General features: G+C 71.1%; 14 protein-coding genes and 1 tRNA gene. 4 read left to right on the top strand and 11 right to left on the bottom strand.

The genetic code is table 11. The annotated features are described in order from the left end of the window. Positions 1–435: 435 nt before the first annotated feature. On the bottom strand, positions 436–1,770 hold the full coding sequence (locus E1289_RS07620; protein ID WP_243712681.1) for an MFS transporter: 1,335 nt from the start codon (positions 1,768–1,770) through the stop codon (positions 436–438). Between the two features lie 219 nt (positions 1,771–1,989). Here E1289_RS07620 and E1289_RS07615 point away from each other — a divergent pair, with 219 nt between their 5' ends. Both E1289_RS07615 and E1289_RS07610 read left to right on the top strand, forming a co-directional pair. Beyond that, complete coding sequence (locus E1289_RS07615) at positions 1,990–2,364, top strand: MarR family transcriptional regulator (protein WP_131976736.1); 375 nt, start codon at positions 1,990–1,992, stop codon at positions 2,362–2,364. 435 nt (positions 2,365–2,799) lie between these two features. Next, positions 2,800–3,261, top strand: coding sequence for a pyridoxamine 5'-phosphate oxidase family protein (locus E1289_RS07610; RefSeq protein WP_131976734.1), 462 nt, complete (start codon positions 2,800–2,802; stop codon positions 3,259–3,261). 428 nt (positions 3,262–3,689) lie between these two features. Here the strand turns inward: E1289_RS07610 and E1289_RS07605 are convergent. After that, positions 3,690–3,762 (bottom strand) — tRNA-Thr (locus tag E1289_RS07605). Positions 3,763–3,828: 66 nt separating this feature from the next. Continuing rightward, positions 3,829–5,334: an alpha/beta hydrolase gene (locus tag E1289_RS07600; protein WP_165970385.1), complete on the bottom strand. Its 1,506-nt coding sequence runs from the start codon at positions 5,332–5,334 to the stop codon at positions 3,829–3,831. 276 nt (positions 5,335–5,610) lie between these two features. Between E1289_RS07600 and E1289_RS07595 the strand changes: the two genes are divergently transcribed. Continuing rightward, entirely contained in the window at positions 5,611–6,699 is a 1,089-nt protein-coding gene (locus tag E1289_RS07595; RefSeq protein ID WP_243712680.1) for a ferredoxin reductase, read from the top strand. Positions 6,700–6,712: 13 nt separating this feature from the next. Beyond that, positions 6,713–7,822, top strand: coding sequence for an acyl-CoA desaturase (locus E1289_RS07590; protein WP_131976730.1), 1,110 nt, complete (start codon positions 6,713–6,715; stop codon positions 7,820–7,822). 10 nt (positions 7,823–7,832) lie between these two features. On the opposite strand, the gene E1289_RS07585 is transcribed toward E1289_RS07590, so the two are convergent. The 8 genes from E1289_RS07585 to tmk all read right to left on the bottom strand — a co-directional run bounded on the left by E1289_RS07585 (position 7,833) and on the right by tmk (position 17,329). Then, entirely contained in the window at positions 7,833–8,666 is an 834-nt protein-coding gene (locus tag E1289_RS07585; RefSeq protein WP_131976728.1) for a GNAT family N-acetyltransferase, read from the bottom strand. Between the two features lie 54 nt (positions 8,667–8,720). Further along, entirely contained in the window at positions 8,721–9,578 is an 858-nt protein-coding gene (gene ricT, locus E1289_RS07580; protein WP_131976750.1) for a regulatory iron-sulfur-containing complex subunit RicT, read from the bottom strand. A 65-nt stretch (positions 9,579–9,643) separates the two neighbouring features. Then, complete coding sequence (locus tag E1289_RS07575; protein WP_131976726.1) at positions 9,644–10,675, bottom strand: hypothetical protein; 1,032 nt, start codon at positions 10,673–10,675, stop codon at positions 9,644–9,646. Positions 10,676–10,764: 89 nt separating this feature from the next. Continuing rightward, on the bottom strand, positions 10,765–11,607 hold the full coding sequence (locus E1289_RS07570) for a fructosamine kinase family protein (RefSeq protein WP_207928848.1): 843 nt from the start codon (positions 11,605–11,607) through the stop codon (positions 10,765–10,767). Beyond that, the gene (locus E1289_RS07565; RefSeq protein ID WP_131976722.1) at positions 11,591–12,091 is read right to left on the bottom strand and encodes a low molecular weight protein-tyrosine-phosphatase; all 501 of its coding nucleotides are present in this window, start codon (positions 12,089–12,091) and stop codon (positions 11,591–11,593) included. Before E1289_RS07565 ends, E1289_RS07570 begins: the two co-directional genes overlap by 17 nt. A gap of 136 nt (positions 12,092–12,227) precedes the next feature. Beyond that, the gene (locus E1289_RS07560; RefSeq protein ID WP_243712679.1) at positions 12,228–13,892 is read right to left on the bottom strand and encodes a S8 family serine peptidase; all 1,665 of its coding nucleotides are present in this window, start codon (positions 13,890–13,892) and stop codon (positions 12,228–12,230) included. A gap of 173 nt (positions 13,893–14,065) precedes the next feature. Further along, complete coding sequence (locus E1289_RS07555) at positions 14,066–15,205, bottom strand: DNA polymerase III subunit delta' (protein ID WP_131976718.1); 1,140 nt, start codon at positions 15,203–15,205, stop codon at positions 14,066–14,068. Between the two features lie 27 nt (positions 15,206–15,232). Next, on the bottom strand, positions 15,233–17,329 hold the full coding sequence (gene tmk / locus E1289_RS07550; protein WP_131976716.1) for a dTMP kinase: 2,097 nt from the start codon (positions 17,327–17,329) through the stop codon (positions 15,233–15,235). Positions 17,330–17,337: the final 8 nt, after the last annotated feature.

The raw sequence follows: 17,337 nt of genomic DNA, 5'->3' as shown, positions 1-17,337 counted from the left end.
GCCCCTAACCCGCCCGCCACGCCACCGATCAACAACGGATACTCCTTGCCTGAACACCATCCGGCACCCGGGAATCCGGGAAGGTCAACTGACAGACCTCGAAACCAGCGAGCCCGCTCGGCAGCCGTTACTGAGACTGCGCTTGCTAGGGCCTGAGGTCAGGTCGCCGGGCCGGTTGGACCACTGACTCACGCCAGTGGTCCAACCGGCCGGCGGAGGGCTTCCGGCGCCGTATCGGGAGGCGCCGCGGCGGCGGGGCCGTCAAGGCAGGCGGGAGAACCAGGCCGGCGAGGCACCGCCGGCGGCCCCGACCCGGAAGTGGGCCCGGCCTCAGACTCGGGGCTGCCTGTGTTGCGCGACGAAAACGGAGAGGGTTGCCCTCAGCGCCGCCGCATCGGGGGAGTCCCGGTGGATGTCGAGTTAGTGGGTGTCGAGTTAGGCGGGCTTGTGGTGGCGGGAGCGGCGGCGGAGGGCGAGGAGGTTCAGAATCAGGCCGGTTACGGCGACGGCGCTGACCAGGTTGACGCCCGGGGTGAAGTCGGAGAAGCCGTCCCCGCCGGTGGTCGTTCCGGTCGCGACCAGGGCGGTGACCACCGCCAGGACGAGGGCGGCGCCGACCTGGCCCGAGGTGTTGACCAGGCCGGAGGCCAGGCCCTGCTCGGAGTCGTCGATGCCGTCCGTCGCCTGGGCCATGATCGAGCTGAACCCGAACGCGAACCCGCCGCCCAGCAGCAGCATCGTCGGCAGGATGGTCAGGACGTAGTGGGGGGCGTTTCCGGCCGTGGCCAAGAACCATCCGTACCCGAGGGTCAGGGACGCCATGGAAGTGATGATCAAACGGGCCGTTCCGTACCGATCGATCAGGCGGCCGACGAACGGCGACCCGAAGGCCACGAAGAGCCCCGCGGGCAGCAGCGCCATCGCCATCTTCAGCGGCGACCAGCCCAGCACGTCCTGCAGGTACAGCGTCATCATGAACTGGAAGCTCAGGTACGAGCCGAACAGCGCGACGATGCTCAGGTTGGCCTGCACGACCGCCCCGATCCGCAGGATTCCGAGGCGGACCAGCGGGTGCCGCACCCTGCTCTCGGTGACGAAGAAGGCGACCAGCAACGCGACGGCCGCAGCGGCGAAGCCGAGCGTGACCGGGTCGAGCCACCCGCGATCCGGGGCGGAGACGACGGTGTAGACGGCCAGCAGCATTCCCCCGCTGAGGGTCACGGCGCCGACGAGGTCATGACCGCCGCTCGCCGCCGGCTTGTCCCGGGGAATCAGTGCGGCGCCCGCGACCAGGGCGATGAGGGCGATCGGCACGGGCGTGAGGAACGTCCAGCGCCACCCGAACCCGGTGAGCAGCCCACCGAGGATCAGCCCGGACGAGTAGCCGCTGGCCCCGAATACCGAGAACACCGACAGCGCTCGGTTGCGCGCGGGCCCCTCGTGGAAGGTGGTGGTCAGGATGGAAAGCGCGGTCGGTGCGGTGAACGCGGCCGCCAGCCCCTTGACGAAACGGGTGACGATGAGGAGCACCCCGTTGTCCACGAGGCCGCCCACCAGCGACGCGAGAGCGAACACGGCCAGTGCGGCGAGGAAGACCCGGCGGCGTCCCAGCAGGTCGGCGGTGCGTCCGCCCAGCAGGAGCAGGCCACCGTAACCGAGCACGTAGCCGTTCACGATCCACTGCAGTGACGTCGTCGTGAGGCCCAGCTCCGCACCGATCGACGGGAGCGCCACGCCCACCATCGAGACGTCGAGCGCATCGAGGAACAAAACGGCGCACAGAACCGCGAGGACCCCCCAGAGCCGGGGTGTCCAGACCTGTCGGGTCGTATCCGAGGAGGCCGCCCCACGGACGGCAGGAGCGGGTGAGGTGTCGGTGATAGTCACGTCGGAGAACGGTACATGCGCATGCATCCAATGTCCACACACTAAATTCGTCAGAATCTAATGCCGGTGCATCTGATGTGTGCGCATGCTAAGATGCGCGCCATGAAGGCGGAGGCTGCCCTGATCGGCCGTTGGCGCGAGCTCGCGACCTGCTACAACGCGGTTGCGTGCGCTCTTGAGCGCGCCTTGCAGGACGCCCACGGCCTCACCATGAGCGAGTACGAGACACTCGACCGCCTCGTCGACCTCAACAGTGAGAAGTGCCGTATGCAGGAGGTCGCCGCGGCCATGTACCTCAGCCAGAGCGCCCTGTCCCGTACCGTCGCCCGCCTGGAGAAACAGGGTTACGTCCAGCGAGCCTTGTGCCAGAACGACCGCCGCGGCATCTTCGTCGAGCTCACCGACGCCGGCCGCCACCACCACGCCGAGGCACGCAAAACCCAGCTGAAGATCCTCGCCGAGCACCTGAGCCCGTAACACCACCGACGGTCCTACCGCCACCGGCAACCCCGCACCCCAGCCGCCAATCCCAGACGTCCAGGTCGTGATCACCCCTTCCGGCAGGTTGCGCCGCCGAGCCCCACCTGCCCTCACGTGTGGCTTGGTTCCGGTGTCAGAGTGGCGGAGTCCTTCGAGGCATTCGACGGCGATGGTCTTGCCGGCGCCGTTGGGGCCGAGGACTCTCCGAACCCCGGCACCACCACCAGCTCCGCACCGGCCCCCGCCGCCGACGTAGCCATCACCCGCGCCCCATCACCGGAAACGAGGTCACCTAGGCGCTGCTGTCAGCATTTCGTGCTGGACGGCTGTCGGCGGTTCGCCGTGGTTCGTGAACGCTTGGTTCATCGGCCGTTAGGAGTAGGTCCTGCGCCTCAGGCGCGCTTCGCACCTACTTGGCTAGGGTCGGTCCTCATGGAGACCGGGGGAATCGTTCGTCGCCGGACGGCGGAGCGTATTCGCGACACTCTGGAGCGGCTCGTTACCGAGCGGGATGTATGGGTGTCGACGGCTCACCCTGATCACGGGCCACACCAGGTGCCGCTGTGGTTCTTGTGGGATGGGCGAGCAGTGTGGATGTGCACCAGCGCCACTTCCGTGACCGCGCGGAACGTCCGCGAAGAGCCGCGCGTGCGCCTGTCGCTACCGGACACCTTCGACGTGGTGCTCCTCCAGGGGGAGGCGGAGTGCTTCCCGGACCAGGAGGTGCCCGGAGGCGCAGCGGAGGCGTTCGCCGACAAGTTCGGGTGGGATCCACGCGTGGAAGAGGGGTCCTTTCTGTATGTACGCGTGGCCCCTAGGACTGTGCACGCTTGGCGCGGCGAGCCGGAACTACGCGGGAGAGTCATCATGCGCGACGGGATGTGGCTGGAATAACGGCCACCAATGGAGCTTTCGCTCCGGCCTCAGTGGTGTTCCGCATCCGCTGAGGCGGCCGACCGGTCTCGGGACGGGACCGGCCCGCAGCGGCCGCATGCCCGGCCCGAGGGCGGGCGGCTGCCCCGGCAGCCCGCTTGCGGACCGCCCTTGTTCGCTGCCGGCTGGGGTGACCCGATCCATCCGGACGCGGTCGGCTGGCTGATGCACCAAGACCATCCGGGCCGACCACCCACGTGGTGGCCGCTCGGCTCGGGCACGCTGCCCCGGCGATCACATGCGGGGCTCTGCGCACGTGATCCGGTCGGCCGAGGTGGCTGCGGCGGACGTGTTCGCTCGGGTCATGAACGAGGTCGCCTAAACGCTGCTGTTAGCGAGCCTGTTAGCAGAGAGGCCCCTTCCATGATCGGAAGGGGCCTTGAGCTGGGAGCCGCCTATCGGAATCGAACCGATGACCTATTCATTACGAGTGAATCGCTCTGCCGACTGAGCTAAGGCGGCTTGCCGGGCCGGGGCACGGCGGGAAGAAGTCTACCGGGTCCGCGGGGGTGGGTGCGCACTGGTTATTCAGGAGCACCTGGTTCCGTCGTCGGGCGGGTCGGCGGTGATCAGGTAGTCGCCGATGGCCTTGGTGATGCAGGGGTTGCCCTGGAGGTAGGCGGTGTGGCCGTCGCCCTCGTAGGTGAGCAGGACGCCGCTGGAGAGCTGGTCGGCGAGGTTCTCGGACCACTTGTAGGGGGTGGCGGGGTCGCGGGTCGTGCCGATGACGAGGATGGGGGCGGCGCCGTTGGCGGTGAGGGGTTTCGGTTCCTGGTCGGTCTGGGTGGGCCAGTAGACGCAGGGGACGCCGCCCCAGACGACGAAGGGGCCGAAGCGGGGGGCGACCTTCTCGGCTTCGGCGGCGGCCTTGCCGTAGGCGGCCAGGTCCGGGGGGTTGGGCTTGTCGACGCAGTTGACGGCCATGTTGGCGTCGGTCTGGTTGCTGTAGGTGCCGTCGGCTTCGCGTTCGACCATCTCGTCCGCGAGGCCGAGGAGGGTGGTGCCGTCCTTGTTCTGCATGGCCTGGGTCAGCGCCTGGCGGAGGACGGGCCAGTACTCCTTGACGTAGAGGGACCGGGCGATGCCCATCACGGCCAGGGACTCGGTGACCTTGCGGGAGTCCCGGGAGCTGGTGAGGGGCTGCTTGTCGGTCTCGGCGAGGAAGGTGGAGATGCGGGCGATGACGGCGTCGGCGGAGGTGCCGAAGGGGCAGTTGTTCGTCCTGACGCAGTCTTCGGCGAAGGCGCGCAGGGCCGTCTCGAAGCCCTTGGCCTGTTCGATCAGGAGGTCGGTCGAGGAGAGGTTGGGGTCGACGGCGCCGTCCAGGGCGAGGGCGCGGAAATTCTTGGGGAACTGCTCGGCGTAGAAGGCGCCCAGGTAGGTGCCGTAGGAGGCGCCGTAGTAGGTGAGCTTGTCGTCGCCCAGGGCTGCGCGGAGGACGTCCATGTCGCGGGCGGCGTTGACGGTGCCGACGTAGGGGAGCTTGTCCTCGGCCTTGGTCTCGCAGTTCTGCGCGAACTTCTCGCCCTGGGCGCCGAGTTGCTCGGTCTCGCGCCGGTCGTCCGGGGAGGCGTCGGTGGCGAAGAAGGCGTCGAGCTGGGCAGCGCTGTTGCAGCGGACCGCGGCGCTGCCGGCGACGCCGCGGGGGTCGAAGCCGACGATGTCGAAGCGGCGGCGGAGGTCGGCGCCGAAGGCGCGGCCGGCCTGGCGGACGAAGTCGACGCCGGAACCGCCGGGGCCGCCGGGATTGGTGAGCAGTGAACCGATGCGGTTGGAGTTGTCCGCGGCCGGGAGCCGGATGACGGAGATCCCGATCTTCTCGCCGGACGGCTTGGCGTAGTCCAGCGGCACCTGGACGGTCGCGCACTCGAAGTCGTCCTCGCAGTCCTTCCAGGACGGTTTCTGCTGGTAGAACAAGTCGAGCCCGGTGGGGACGGAGGACCGGGCCGTGTTGTCGCCGCCCCCGTCGCTGCACCCGGTGACCGCTGTGCACGCAAGCACGGCGGCCACGCCGATGGTCTTCGCTGCCCGCACCCTTGACCCCGTCTCGTCGTAGCGGCACGTACGCCGCCGCCTACGCTACGTCGGCGCGGCCACCGGCGGCCACTTCCCGATGTTCGTGTTCCATCCCGTCGGGCAGGGAGTTCCAAACGCGCGGGTACAAAATGGGAGATCACCGGCGATGACAGCACGGGATGTAACATCGGCCGATGGTGTGATTCCGGTCGCTTTGCCGGCGAAACCCTTGAACCTCTGGTTACCTCTCCGTAGCTTACGGAACCGTAAGTTACGCGTCATCGGGGAGGCATCGTGGCAGCCGCGACCCGGAACAGGACCACCACCGCGCGAACCGCGGGCCGTGCCACGGTCGGGCAGCGGATCGCGGCGGTCGCACGGCAGCTGACCACACCGCTGCTGCCGGAGGACTACCTCGGCCTGGTGAACCCGCTGCTGTCCACGGAGGAACTCCGGGGCCGCGTCGAGGCCGTCCGGCACGAGGCACCGGCCGTGGCGACCCTCGTGATCCGGCCGGGCCGGATGTGGCGGGGGCACCGGCCGGGCCAGTGGGTCAAGGTCGGGGTCGACATCGACGGCGTCCGGCACTGGCGGACGTTCTCCCTGTCGTCCCCGCCGAGGCCGGACGGCCGCATCACGATCACGGTCAAGGCCGCGCCGGACGGCTTCGTCTCCGCGCATCTCGTCCGCGAGGTGCGTCCCGGCACGATCGTCCGGCTCGCTCCGGCGGAGGGTGACTTCGTGTTGCCCTCGCCCGTCCCCGCGAAGCTGCTGTTCGTCACGGCGGGCAGCGGGATCACGCCGGTCATGGCCATGCTGCGGCACCTGCGCGGCGCGTCCGACGTCGTGCTCGTCCACTCGGACCGGACGGCCGGGGACGTCATCTTCGGCGCCGAGCTCCGCCGGATGGACGGGGTGCGGCTGCACGAGCGGCACACGGCGGCGGACGGCCGGTTCCGACCGTCCGAGCTGCCGGGGATCTGCCCCGACTGGGCCGAGCGCGAGGCGTGGGCCTGCGGTCCCGGCGCGATGCTGGACGACCTCGCCGAGCACTGGCGGGCGGCGGGAGCCGGGGAACGCCTGCGCGTGGAACGTTTCCAGACGGTCCTGGCCGGCGGCGCCGGTGCGGGCGGGCGGGTCACGTTCAGCAGGAGCGGGATCGAGGTGGACGCGGACGGGGCCACCCCGCTCCTGGTCGCCGGCGAGGAGGCCGGGGCGCTGCTGCCGAGCGGCTGCCGGATGGGCATCTGCTACAGCTGCGTCGGCCGCCTGTGCTCCGGCAAGGTCCGCGACCTGCGCACCGGCGAGGTCCACGGCGACGAGGGCGAGATCGTCCAGACCTGCGTCTCGGCCGCCGCCGGCCCGGTGGAGATCGAACTCTGAGAGGAGCACGACGATGACCGTCACCACGACGGCCGGTACCACGGCCGCCACCTCGGACCGGCTCACGGCCGAGGACTACGAGACCATCGCCAGCGAGCTCGACGCCCTCCGCGAGGAGATCACCGCGACGCTCGGGGCACGCGACGCCGCCTACATCCGGCGGGTGATCCGCTGGCAGCGCGGCCTGGAGGCCGGCGGCCGCGCGCTGCTGATGGCGTCCTCGCTGCCGCCCGCCTGGGTCGCCGGGACCGCGACGCTCGCCGTCGCGAAGATCCTGGAGAACATGGAGATCGGGCACAACGTCATGCACGGCCAGTGGGACTGGATGCGCGACCCGAAGATCCACTCGACGACGTGGGAGTGGGACAACGTCTCCCCCGCCGAGCAGTGGAAGCACTCGCACAACTTCATCCACCACACGTTCACCAACGTGCTCGGCAAGGACAACGACGTCGGCTACGGCATCCTGCGGATCGCGCCCGAGCAGAAGTGGAGCCCGGCCTACGTCGCGCAGCCCCTCTACAACCTGCTGCTCGCGATGTTCTTCGAGTACGGGGTCGCGGTACACGACCTGGAGATCGACAAGATCCGGGCGGGCAGGCACGACGAAGAGGTGACCAAGGAGAAGCTGCGCGCGATCGGACGCAAGATCCGCCGCCAGTGGGGCAAGGACTACCTGGCGTTCCCGCTGCTCACCGGCCCGCAGTTCGTCTCCACGCTGGCCGCGAACTTCACCGCGAACGTCGTCCGCAACTTCTGGGCCCACATGATCATCTTCTGCGGGCACTTCCCCGGGGACGTCGAGCTGTTCGAGGAGGAGCGGCTGGACGGCGAGACGAAGGGCGAATGGTACGTCCGGCAGCTCTGCGGGTCGGCCAACATCACGGGCGGGCCGCTGTTCCACCTGATGACCGGCAACCTCAGCCACCAGATCGAGCACCACCTGTTCCCGGACCTGCCGAGCAACCGCTACGGCGAGATCGCCCCGCGCGTCCGGCAGCTCTGCGAGAAGTACGACCTGCCGTACCACACGGGGTCGCTGTCCAAGCAGGTCACGAGCACGTGGAAGAAGATCTTCCGGTACGCCCTGCCCGGCGGAGGCAGCGCCGCGAAGGCCGGCTGAGCGGCACGGCTCAGCCGAGGGCCTGCGCCACGGGAAGGAAGAGGCGGGACGGGTCGTTCGCGACGGGCGCGCCGAACTCCATGATCGTCGTGGTGAACGCGGGACGCAGGCCGCGCCGGCCCGCCCAGTCGATCAGCTCCGGGTGCCGGTGGTCGATGTCGAGCCTTACCGGCCCCTCGGGGACGACCTCGTCCACCAGCGTGAGCGCGATTTCGGCGTTCTGCGCGATGACCGGGCCTACGACGACCCGGTCGTCGTTGCGCCACGCACCGCCGTAGCCCGCGATCCCTGTCTCGCCCCGGACGACCCGTAGCGTCTCGCAGAACGAAGGCAACCCCTCGACCAACTGCGAGCGGTCGGCGCCGAACACTTCGGTATCGAGTGCGTGGACGGCGGCCATGTCGGCTGCCGCCACCGGCTGGGACTCACTCCGCTTGGACGGCCCCTCGGACACTCCCGTGTACGTAGTGCACATCCCCACGGATCTGAAGCCCAGACGCTCGTACAGCGGGCGTCCAAATTCCGTGGCGGTCAGGCAGAAGCTCGCAGTCCCGGCTGCTTCCATCGCGTGGCGCATCAGCCGTCCGCCCAGGCCGCGCCGCTCGAAGCGCTTGGCGACCAGCACCATGCTGATGGCGGCGACGTCCTCCCCGTAAGGGGTGCACACCAGCGCCCCCGCGAGTTCGCCGTCCCCTTCGCCGTCCCCGGCGTCCACGCCGTAGACGCGGCCGACCGAGAACAGGAAGCGCCACTTGTGCTCCTCCGGGCCCCACCCCCGGTCGTCGGCGAGCCGCTGGCAAGCACCGAGCTCGTCCTTCCCGAGCAACCGCACGTCCCCGTCCATGGGAGGGGACGATAGGTCGGCCCCGAACCGCCCCACAACCGGATTTGCGGCCGGTCAGGTCGCGTCGCCGCTGCCGTCGCCGTCGCCGTCGCCGTCGCCCGGGTTGTAGTGCGCGTCGTGCTGGCGGCGGGGCGAGCAGACCGAGGCGGACGGGCAGGAGCAGCGCCCGCCGCTGTTGAGCCGGACGGTGACCTTGTCGGACGGGACGTTGCGCCCCACGACCTGCCCGGGGCCGCTGGGGGTCTCCACGCGGGAGCCGAGGGCGGGCATCCGCTCGTGCGCTTTGACGTAGAGGGGGTGCTCGTACTTGAGGCAGCACATCAGGCGGCCGCACGCCCCGGCGATGCGCAGCGGGTTGACGGGGAGGTCCTGCTCCTTCGCCATGCGGACGGAGACGGGCTCGAAGTCCTTGAGGAAGGTGGCGCAGCACAGGTCGCGGCCGCAGGGGCCGATGCCGCCCTGGAGACGGGCCTCGTCGCGGGGGCCGACCTGCCGGAGCTCGACGCGGGCCTTGATCCCGCGGGCCAGGTCGCGAACGAGGGCGCGGAAGTCGACGCGGTGCGGCGCCGTGAAGTAGATCTTGAAGACGTTGTCGGTGTCGAGGAAGTCGACGCCGATGACCTTCATCGGGAGGTCGTGCTTGCGGATGAGCCGCTTGGCGATCGAGCGGCCCTCGGCGCGGCGGCGGCGGTTGGCCTCGTCGCGGGCGAGGTGCTCGTCGGTGGCGGGACCGGCGCATTCGGGGAGGCCGCCGATGTCGTCGGAGACCCACTGCGGCGCCCACACGCACTCGGCGACCTCGGGGCCCGAGTCGGTGGGGACGAGGACCTTGTCGCCGACCTTCGGGGTGTGCGGGCCGGGGTCGAGGTAGTAGAGCCGGCCGTAACGGGTGAAGCTGACTGCCATCACCATGCCCACGGTTTCGCTCCGTTCGCCCGGTTTCGTGCGATCCACTCTAGGGCGTCCAGGCGGGACGCTCACCAGGCGGCGTCGGCGAGGTCCTCCCCGGAGACGGGCTTTGCGCCCGGTGCGCCCTGTGCGTAGAGGTCACCGGCGGTGGCTAGAAAGCCGTTGCTCCTGGGGGTCGGGTCCAGGTCGGTGAGGTCGCCCTTCACCTTCTGCTGCCACAGGACCTCGCCGGGCTGACCCTCCAGCGTGTACGCCTGAAGCGACAGTTGGGAGTCCTTCATGATGCCGACGACGATGCCCTTGCCGGTGAACACCGCCGCGGTGCCGCCCTTGGGAAGGGTCATGAGGGCCTGGCTCACCCTCAGGTCACCCCCGGCACCACCCGTGTCGAGGGTGCGGACCTCGTGCTTGGTCTCCTTGACGCGCCCGCCCACCGACCGGACAGGGCTCCAGACGAACGAGAGCGTCGCGCCAGACCACGCGAGGCTTCCGATTCGGCCGGGCGACTTCGTCGTCCACACCTTGCGGGCACCGTCCGGGACGGACACGACGTCCACTCGGGCACGCATGCCCTTGTAGGTGACGTAGGCGATCCGGTTGCCGTTCGGGTTCACCGCGAGTTGCGACCACTCGGTGGACGCGCCGGGGACGCTGAACTTCGGGACGTCCTTGAGCCTCGGGACGTCCCCGATGCCACTCGGGCGCCCGTATTCGTCCAGGAAGAGGTGTTGGAACGTCACGTCGCGGCCGGCGTAGGACGCGACGACGTACGCGCCGTTGCGGGTCGCGGCGACGCGGTGGAAGCGGCGTCCGGGCGGCGCGGCGACACGCACGCCGACTTCGCGGCCGGTCTCGATCTCCCGGACGACGAGCGCGGCACCGGACTCGGTCACGCCGACGACGAAGCGCGCCGGGGTCTGCGCGACCTCCGACGACGCCTTGGCCTCACGCTCCTTCTTCGCGGCGCGCTGGTGGCTGCGCACCACGTCCACGCCCGCGCCGATGACCAGCGCCGTGGCGGCGGCGACGCCGATCGGGACGAGTCCCTTCCACGAGCCGAGGCTCGTCCCGGGGGGTGGATCCTCGCGCCTGTCGCTCATGGGGTCGACCCGCACCTGCCCTTCCGTTGCCCGTGCCCGTCGTTTCTACCTCATGGAGTCGCCGCTTCGCAGTGAAGTCGCGGGCGGCGTCAGCCGAGCGCCGCCCGCGCGGCGTCGACCAGGGAAGCACGATACGACGCGCCGAAGAGCGCCACGTGCACGAGGAGGGGATGCAGCTGGTGCAGCGGGACCCGTGCGCGCCAGCCGTCCGCCGGCGGCGCGGCCTCGTCGTAGGCGGCGAGGACGCGTTCCAGGTGCGGCGTCCCGAACAGCGCCATCATCGCCAGGTCGGTCTCGCGGTGGCCGCCGTGCGCCGCCGGATCGATGAGCATCGCCCGGTCGCCGGTCCACAGGACGTTGCCCGACCACAGATCGCCGTGGATGCGGCTCGGCGGCTCCGGCGGCCCGGCGAGCGCCTCGATGTCCGCCATCACCCGCTCGACCAGGCGGACGTCGCCCGCCGATAGGTGCCGGGCGCCAAGGCGGAGGAACGGTTCGAGCCGGCGCTCGGCGTACCAGCGGGGCCAGTCGCGGTCATCGGGCGTGTTGTCGAGGGGAAGGTCGGCGATGTAGCCGTCCCAGGACGCCCCGTAGGCCCGCGGGCGGGCGCCGGTGTGCAGGGCGGCCAGTTCGCGGCCGAGGCGCTCGGCGGTGGCGGGGGACGGCGGCGCGGACGGCAGCCACGGCAGGACGAGCATGCGGTCGTCCGCCGCGACGACCTCGGGGACGGGCGTCCCGGGGCCCGCCTCCCCCAGCCACCGCAGCCCGGCGGCCTCCGCTGCGAAGACACCATCCTGATCATCGGCGGCTTTCACGAAGACTTCGCGGCCGTCGGCCAAGGACGCGCGGTGCAGCGTCCAGGAGTGGCTGGACCCCAGGTCGGTCAGGTCGTCGACCGGCGTTCCGAGCAGCAGCTCAAGCGCGTCCCGCACCCGGCTCAGCCTCCTTGAGCGCGGCGCGGATCTCCTCCAGGAGGCCCGGCATGGCCGCCTCCACCTGCTCCAGGACGAGGTCGAAGTCGTCGCGGCCGCCGTAGTAGGGGTCGGGGACGTCGAGGTCGTGATCCGCGTCCGGGTCGAACTCGCGCAGCAGCCGTATCCTGCCGCGCGCCTCCCCGTCCGGCGCCATCGCCCGCAGCGCGCGCCGGTGGCCCTCGTCCAGCGCGACGATCAGGTCGTAGCGGTCGAACCAGCCGGCCTCGAACTGGCGGGCGATGTGCGCGGACCGGTATCCCGCCCTCGTCAGCGCGGCGACGGTCCGCTCGTCGGCGTCGCTGCCCACGTGCCAGTTCCCGGTGCCCGAACTGTCCACCTCGACGTCCAGCCCCTCCTCCTCGACGTGATGGCGAAGAACCCACTCGGCCATCGGCGAGCGGCAGATGTTGCCGGTGCAGACGAACGTGACTCGGTACGACATGCCTTCATCATGCCGGAGGCTTCCAAACCCGAGCCCCCGCATGCCCCAGGACCGAGGACGCGTCCTTACAAAGAACGCGGCCCCCGGCCACGTGGGCTGGGGGCCGCGTCCCTGGGGTGGGTCTCGGGCCAGAAGGTCAGCGGACGGCGTTCAGCGCGTCCACGATGCCGTTGCCGAAGAACCCGTTCCTCTCCTTCGAGCCTTCACAGGTCTGGGTCGAGGTCCGCTTCACCCATTCGTCACCCGACCGGGCGTACCAGACGTACTCCACCGTCCGGGGGCTCGGGCAGGGCTTGGCGGTGGCGGTGCCGCGCAGTACGTGCTCGACATGGCGCGGGCTGAGGGTGAGGCCACCGTTGCGACGGTCCCGGTGACCGTACTTGCTGACGATGAGCGCGGCGACGCCGACGGCGTGCGGCGCCGCCATCGAGGTGCCCTGGATGGACTGGTAGTAGGCGCAGTCGTCGCCCTTGCAGCTCTGGACGATGTACGGCACGTTGGGCGTCCCGTCGGCGTCCAGCTCGCCGCGGGCCTTCGCGAGCCGCTCGGGGTAGGCGGCCCAGATGCCGGCGCGGTCGTCCGGACGCTGGTCGGCGGTGTCGACCTTGTCGCCGCCGGGCGCGGCGACCGCGACGTAGCCGTCGCCGAAGCTGCTGAAGTACGACTTGCGGCCGCTCGGGCCGGTCGACGACACCGGGATGACGTGGTCGCCCTCGGACGGCATCGACACGCACTCCGGCGGGATCGTCCGCTCGTACGGCTCCTCGCCCGGCACGGACGGGAAGTCGGGGCTGCCGGTGTCGGTGTTCGTCTTCGTGTAGTCGACGAAGTCGTTCCCGGCCGCGGCGACCAGCGTGACGCCGCGCTCCTGCGCGAAGTTCAGCGCCCGCTGCGTCGCCTTGATGATGGTGCTCTGCTCAAGCTGGTTCTCGGGGCTGTCGGCCGGGTTGCCGACGCAGTTCCAGAGCCACGGGTCGATGTAGTAGCTCATGTTGACCACGTCGATGCCGGTCTTGCCCGCGTAGGTGAGGCCGTCGACGGTCGGCTGCAGGAAGAAGTAGCCGGAGTCCTGGCCGACGCGGAGGTTGACGAGCGACACGTTCGGCGCGACGCCCGCCATGCCGAGCCCGTTGCGGGGCGAGGCGATCGTGGACGCGACGTGCGTCCCGTGGTCGTTGTCGTCCCAGTCGTTGGGGTCGACGCACGACGTGAACTCGCAGGGCCCGTCGAGCTCCTCGCCGTTCCCGTCCGTCGGGATGTCGCGGGTGAAGTTGCGGCTGAGCTTCCGGTTGAAGTTCGGCTTGATGTCCGGGTGGTCACCGTCGACGCCCGTGTCGAGGACGCCGACCAGGACGCGCTTGTCGCCCGGCTCCTTCTTGTACGAGCCGTCCGCCGTCGCGTGAATCTGCTTCATGTCCCACTGCAGATCGGCCAGCGGCTCGGTGTCCTTCGACGGCTTGCCCTTGAGGGAGACCGTGGGTTTGGTGCCGACGGTCTCCTCGACCTTCTCGGCCTTCTTCTTCGGCGCCTTCGGCGCCTTTCCGATGATCCGGTTGTGCGCGACGCCCTCCAGCTCCCTTTCGCGCATCGCGGCACGAATGAACTGCGGATTCTTCGAACGGACGGTCGCGACGCCCACATCACGGTTCTCGTGGACGACCTTGCCTCCGGCCTCCTTCACCGCGTGACGCGCTTTGCCGGGATGCACGCCCTCCCTGTAGAGGACGACGTACTCCGACTCCTCGCCGTTCGCGTGTCCCGGATTCGGGGCCGCGGACGCGGGGAACGCGAGGGCCGTCACTGTGGTGACGGCACACGCGGCGGAAATCAACGCTCGCCGCAAAGCAGAACCTCCTAGGCCGTTGGGGGGATAGCCCGGTTCGGTCAATGATCAGCTCAGCGACGTTACTCGTGTGCCCGTTGAGAGCTGCGTACGGAAATGTAACGAATGGGAGCAGTTTTGGTAAGGCCCAGTCATCCGGTGCGCAGCGCGAGGGTGAGCGCTTCGACGGCCAGCAGCGGATTGACGTTCGCGTCCAGCCGCTCCCGGCACATCATGATGGCGTCGAGGCGTTTGAGCGTGTCCTCCGGGCGGCCGTGCCGCGCGGCCGTCCGCAGCTCCGGGGCCAGCTCGGTGTTGACGAGCTCGGCGCCCGCGCCGAGCTGGAGCGTCAGCACGTCCCGGTAGTAGGACGCCAGGTCGAGCAGCGTCCGGTCGAGGGCGTCGCGTTTGATCCGCGTCGCGCGGGACTTCTGCCGGTCCTCCAGCTCCTTGAGCGCCCCGGCCGTCCCCCTCGGCATCCGTCCCTTGGCGCTCTCCCCGAGGGCCTGCCGCAGCGCGGACGTCTCGGCCCCGTCCAGCTCCTCCGAGTGCGCCTTCGCCTCCGCCTCGGCCGCCTTGACCAGCGCCTCCGCCGCCGCGACCGCGGGACCGACCGACGTCAGCCGGCGCGGCACCTCCAGCACCGCGGCGCGGCGCCGCCGCGCGTCCGGGTCGGTCGCCAGCCGCCGCGCCCGGCCGATGTGCCCCTGCGCCGCCCGCGCCACGATGCCGGCGGTGTCGCGGTCCACGCCGTCCCGCAGGACGAGGACGTCCGCCACGGCGTCGACCGGCGGCGTCCGCAGCGTCACCAGCCGGCACCGCGACCTGATCGTCACCAGCAGGTCGTCCGGGGACGGGGTGCACAGCAGCCACACCGTCCGCGCGGGCGGCTCCTCCACCGCCTTCAGCAGGGCGTTCGCCGCCGACTCCGTGGCGCGGTCGGCGTCCTCGAACAGCACGATCTGCCAGCGTCCCATGCTCGGCGACGACGCGGCCCGCAGCACCAGCGCGCGGGTCTCCTTCACGCCGTACGACAGCCCCTGCGGGCGGACGACCTCCACGTCCGCATGCGTCCCCTGGAGGACCTGGTGGCAGGACGCGCAGTGCCCGCAGCCCCGCGGCGTCTCCTGGCACTGCAGCGCCGCGGCGAACGCCCGCGCCGCAGTGACGCGGCCCGAGCCGGGCGGCCCGGTGAACAGCCACGCGTGCGCCAGGCCGCCCGATCCGCCCGCGGCGGCCGACAGCTCCGCGACGGCGGGCTCCTGCCCCACCAGGTCATCCCAGACGCTCATGGCAAGAGGCTAACCGTGCCGCGGGAGTCAGAAGTCCCTGATGACCGGGAAGGTGCTCGTGGCGTCCTCGGTCCCGGCGGGGACGGGGTCGGGGAGGATCTCGCGGATGCGGTACTGGATCTCGCGGCTCAGCTCCGCCTGAGGGCGGCTCGCGTCCAGGATCAGGTACCGGTCCGGGTCGGCCTCCGCCAGGGCGCGGAACCCGGCGCGGACCCGCTCGTGGAACTCCTGCGACTCCGACTCGATGCGGTCGGCGGGCGCGGACAGCCGGCCGAGGCCCGTCTGCGGCGGCACCTCCAGCAGGACGGTCAGGTCCGGGACGAGCCCGCCGGTCGCCCAGGCGTTGACGCGGGCGATGTCCTCGACCGCCTGCTGGCGCCCGAACCCCTGGTAGGCGAGGGACGAGTCGACGTACCGGTCGCTGACCACGATCACGCCGCGCTCGATCGCCGGCTTGATCACGTTGGCGACGTGGTCGGCGCGGTCGGCCGCGTACAGCAGGCTCTCGGCGCGGTCGGACAGGCCCGTGGTGTCGCGGTCGAGCAGCATCGCGCGCAGCCGCATACCGATCTTGGTGGCGCCGGGCTCGTGCGTCGTGACGACGTCGTAGCCGTGGTCGCGCAGCCAGATCGCGGCGAGCCGCGCCTGGGTGGTCTTCCCGGCGCCCTCCCCGCCCTCGAACGCGACGAACACGCCGCGCTCGCGCCGGACGGGCTGCTGCTGCGCCGCGGCGGCGGCCTGCTCCGGCGGCGTGTAGATCTCGCCGTGCAGGGCGGCGCGCAGGTCGGGGCCGAGGGGGATGCCGCGCCGGTCGTCCAGCCGCCGGTACGCGACCGCGCCGAGCAGCAGGGCGACGACGGCCGCGGCGAGCAGCGCGGCACCGGACCCGTCGACGTCGTAGACGGCGCCGCCGAACTCGATGCGGTGCGAGCCGACCACCCCGGCGAGCAGCGGGACGGCGGCGAACGCGACCACGGTGGTCACCAGGACGACCGCGCGCAGGTAGGCGGACGGGCGGGTGTCCTCCGGGGCCTCCGCGTCGGCGGCGCCCTCGCCGACCGCGGCGGTGCCGGTCGACCAGGCGGCCCCCGCGAACACCCCGAGGAAACCGGTCACGAACACGACGACGACGAGGTTCTGCACGAGGGCGATCACGACGAGCGCGAGCGCGGCGGCGATGACCGCGAGGCCGTTCAGCCGCCGACGGCTGAACGGGACGAGGGCGCGGGGCCCGAGGAACAGCCCGAAGCCGAGCCCGAGCGCGAGACCGGCGAGGACGCTGCCGTAGCCCGCGTCGCCGCCGCCCAGCTCCCCGGTGTGCACGCGGGCGACGGCGACGACGGCCCCGGCGGTCAGGGACGCGGCGGCGACGGCGAGGCCGAGCCCGCGGGCGGTGGCCGTCCCGGGGCCCTGGAACAGCGACTTCAGCGGCGCCGGGACCGGATGCGGCAGCTCCGCGGGAATCTCCCGGATCATGGCGACGGCCGCGGCCGAGGCGAGGAACACCGCGGCGGTCACGTACAGGGCGAGATCGGCGCGGGAGCCGCGGCCGAGCGTCCCGTCCGCGACCAGCGCGAGGACGGCGAACAGCGGCGCGGCGACCAGGGCCGGGCCGAACAGGGCGCGGGTCACCCACCGGCGGGCGCCGGGACGCAGGTCGTCCTGCGGGACCATCGCGGGCAGCGACACGCGCGCCGTGGGCGTCCACAGCAGGTTCAGGCAGGAGACGAGGAACGCGGCGGCCAGCGTCCACGGCAGCAGGTCCAGCAGCGGCACCGTCACGATGATCACCAGCCGCAGCGCGTCGGCGATGATCAGCATGAGCCGGCGGTCGGCGCGGGCGGCGAGCGCGGCGCCGACCGGGGCGAGCAGCAGCGCCGGCAGCAGCAGCAAGGCCAGCACGCCGCCCACCGCCTGCGCGCGGGTGGCGGCGTCCTCGTCGCGGGTCAGCGCCGCGGCCATCGCGGTCAGCGCCGGGACGGCGAGCCACAGGCCGAGGGCCGACAGCGACAGCGCGAACCGCAGCCGTCGGAACGGCCCGCCCGCAGAAGGTGACGAATGTGACGAAACGCCCGGCGGCTGGGACGCTGCGGGGTACGGCCGGGGTGCGCCCGTTCTGGTCATGTCGGTCA

The organism is Actinomadura sp. 6K520 (genome assembly GCF_004349245.1).
Taxonomy (GTDB): Bacteria; Actinomycetota; Actinomycetes; order Streptosporangiales; family Streptosporangiaceae; genus Spirillospora.
This window is presented reverse-complemented; position numbering and strand designations above follow the sequence as displayed.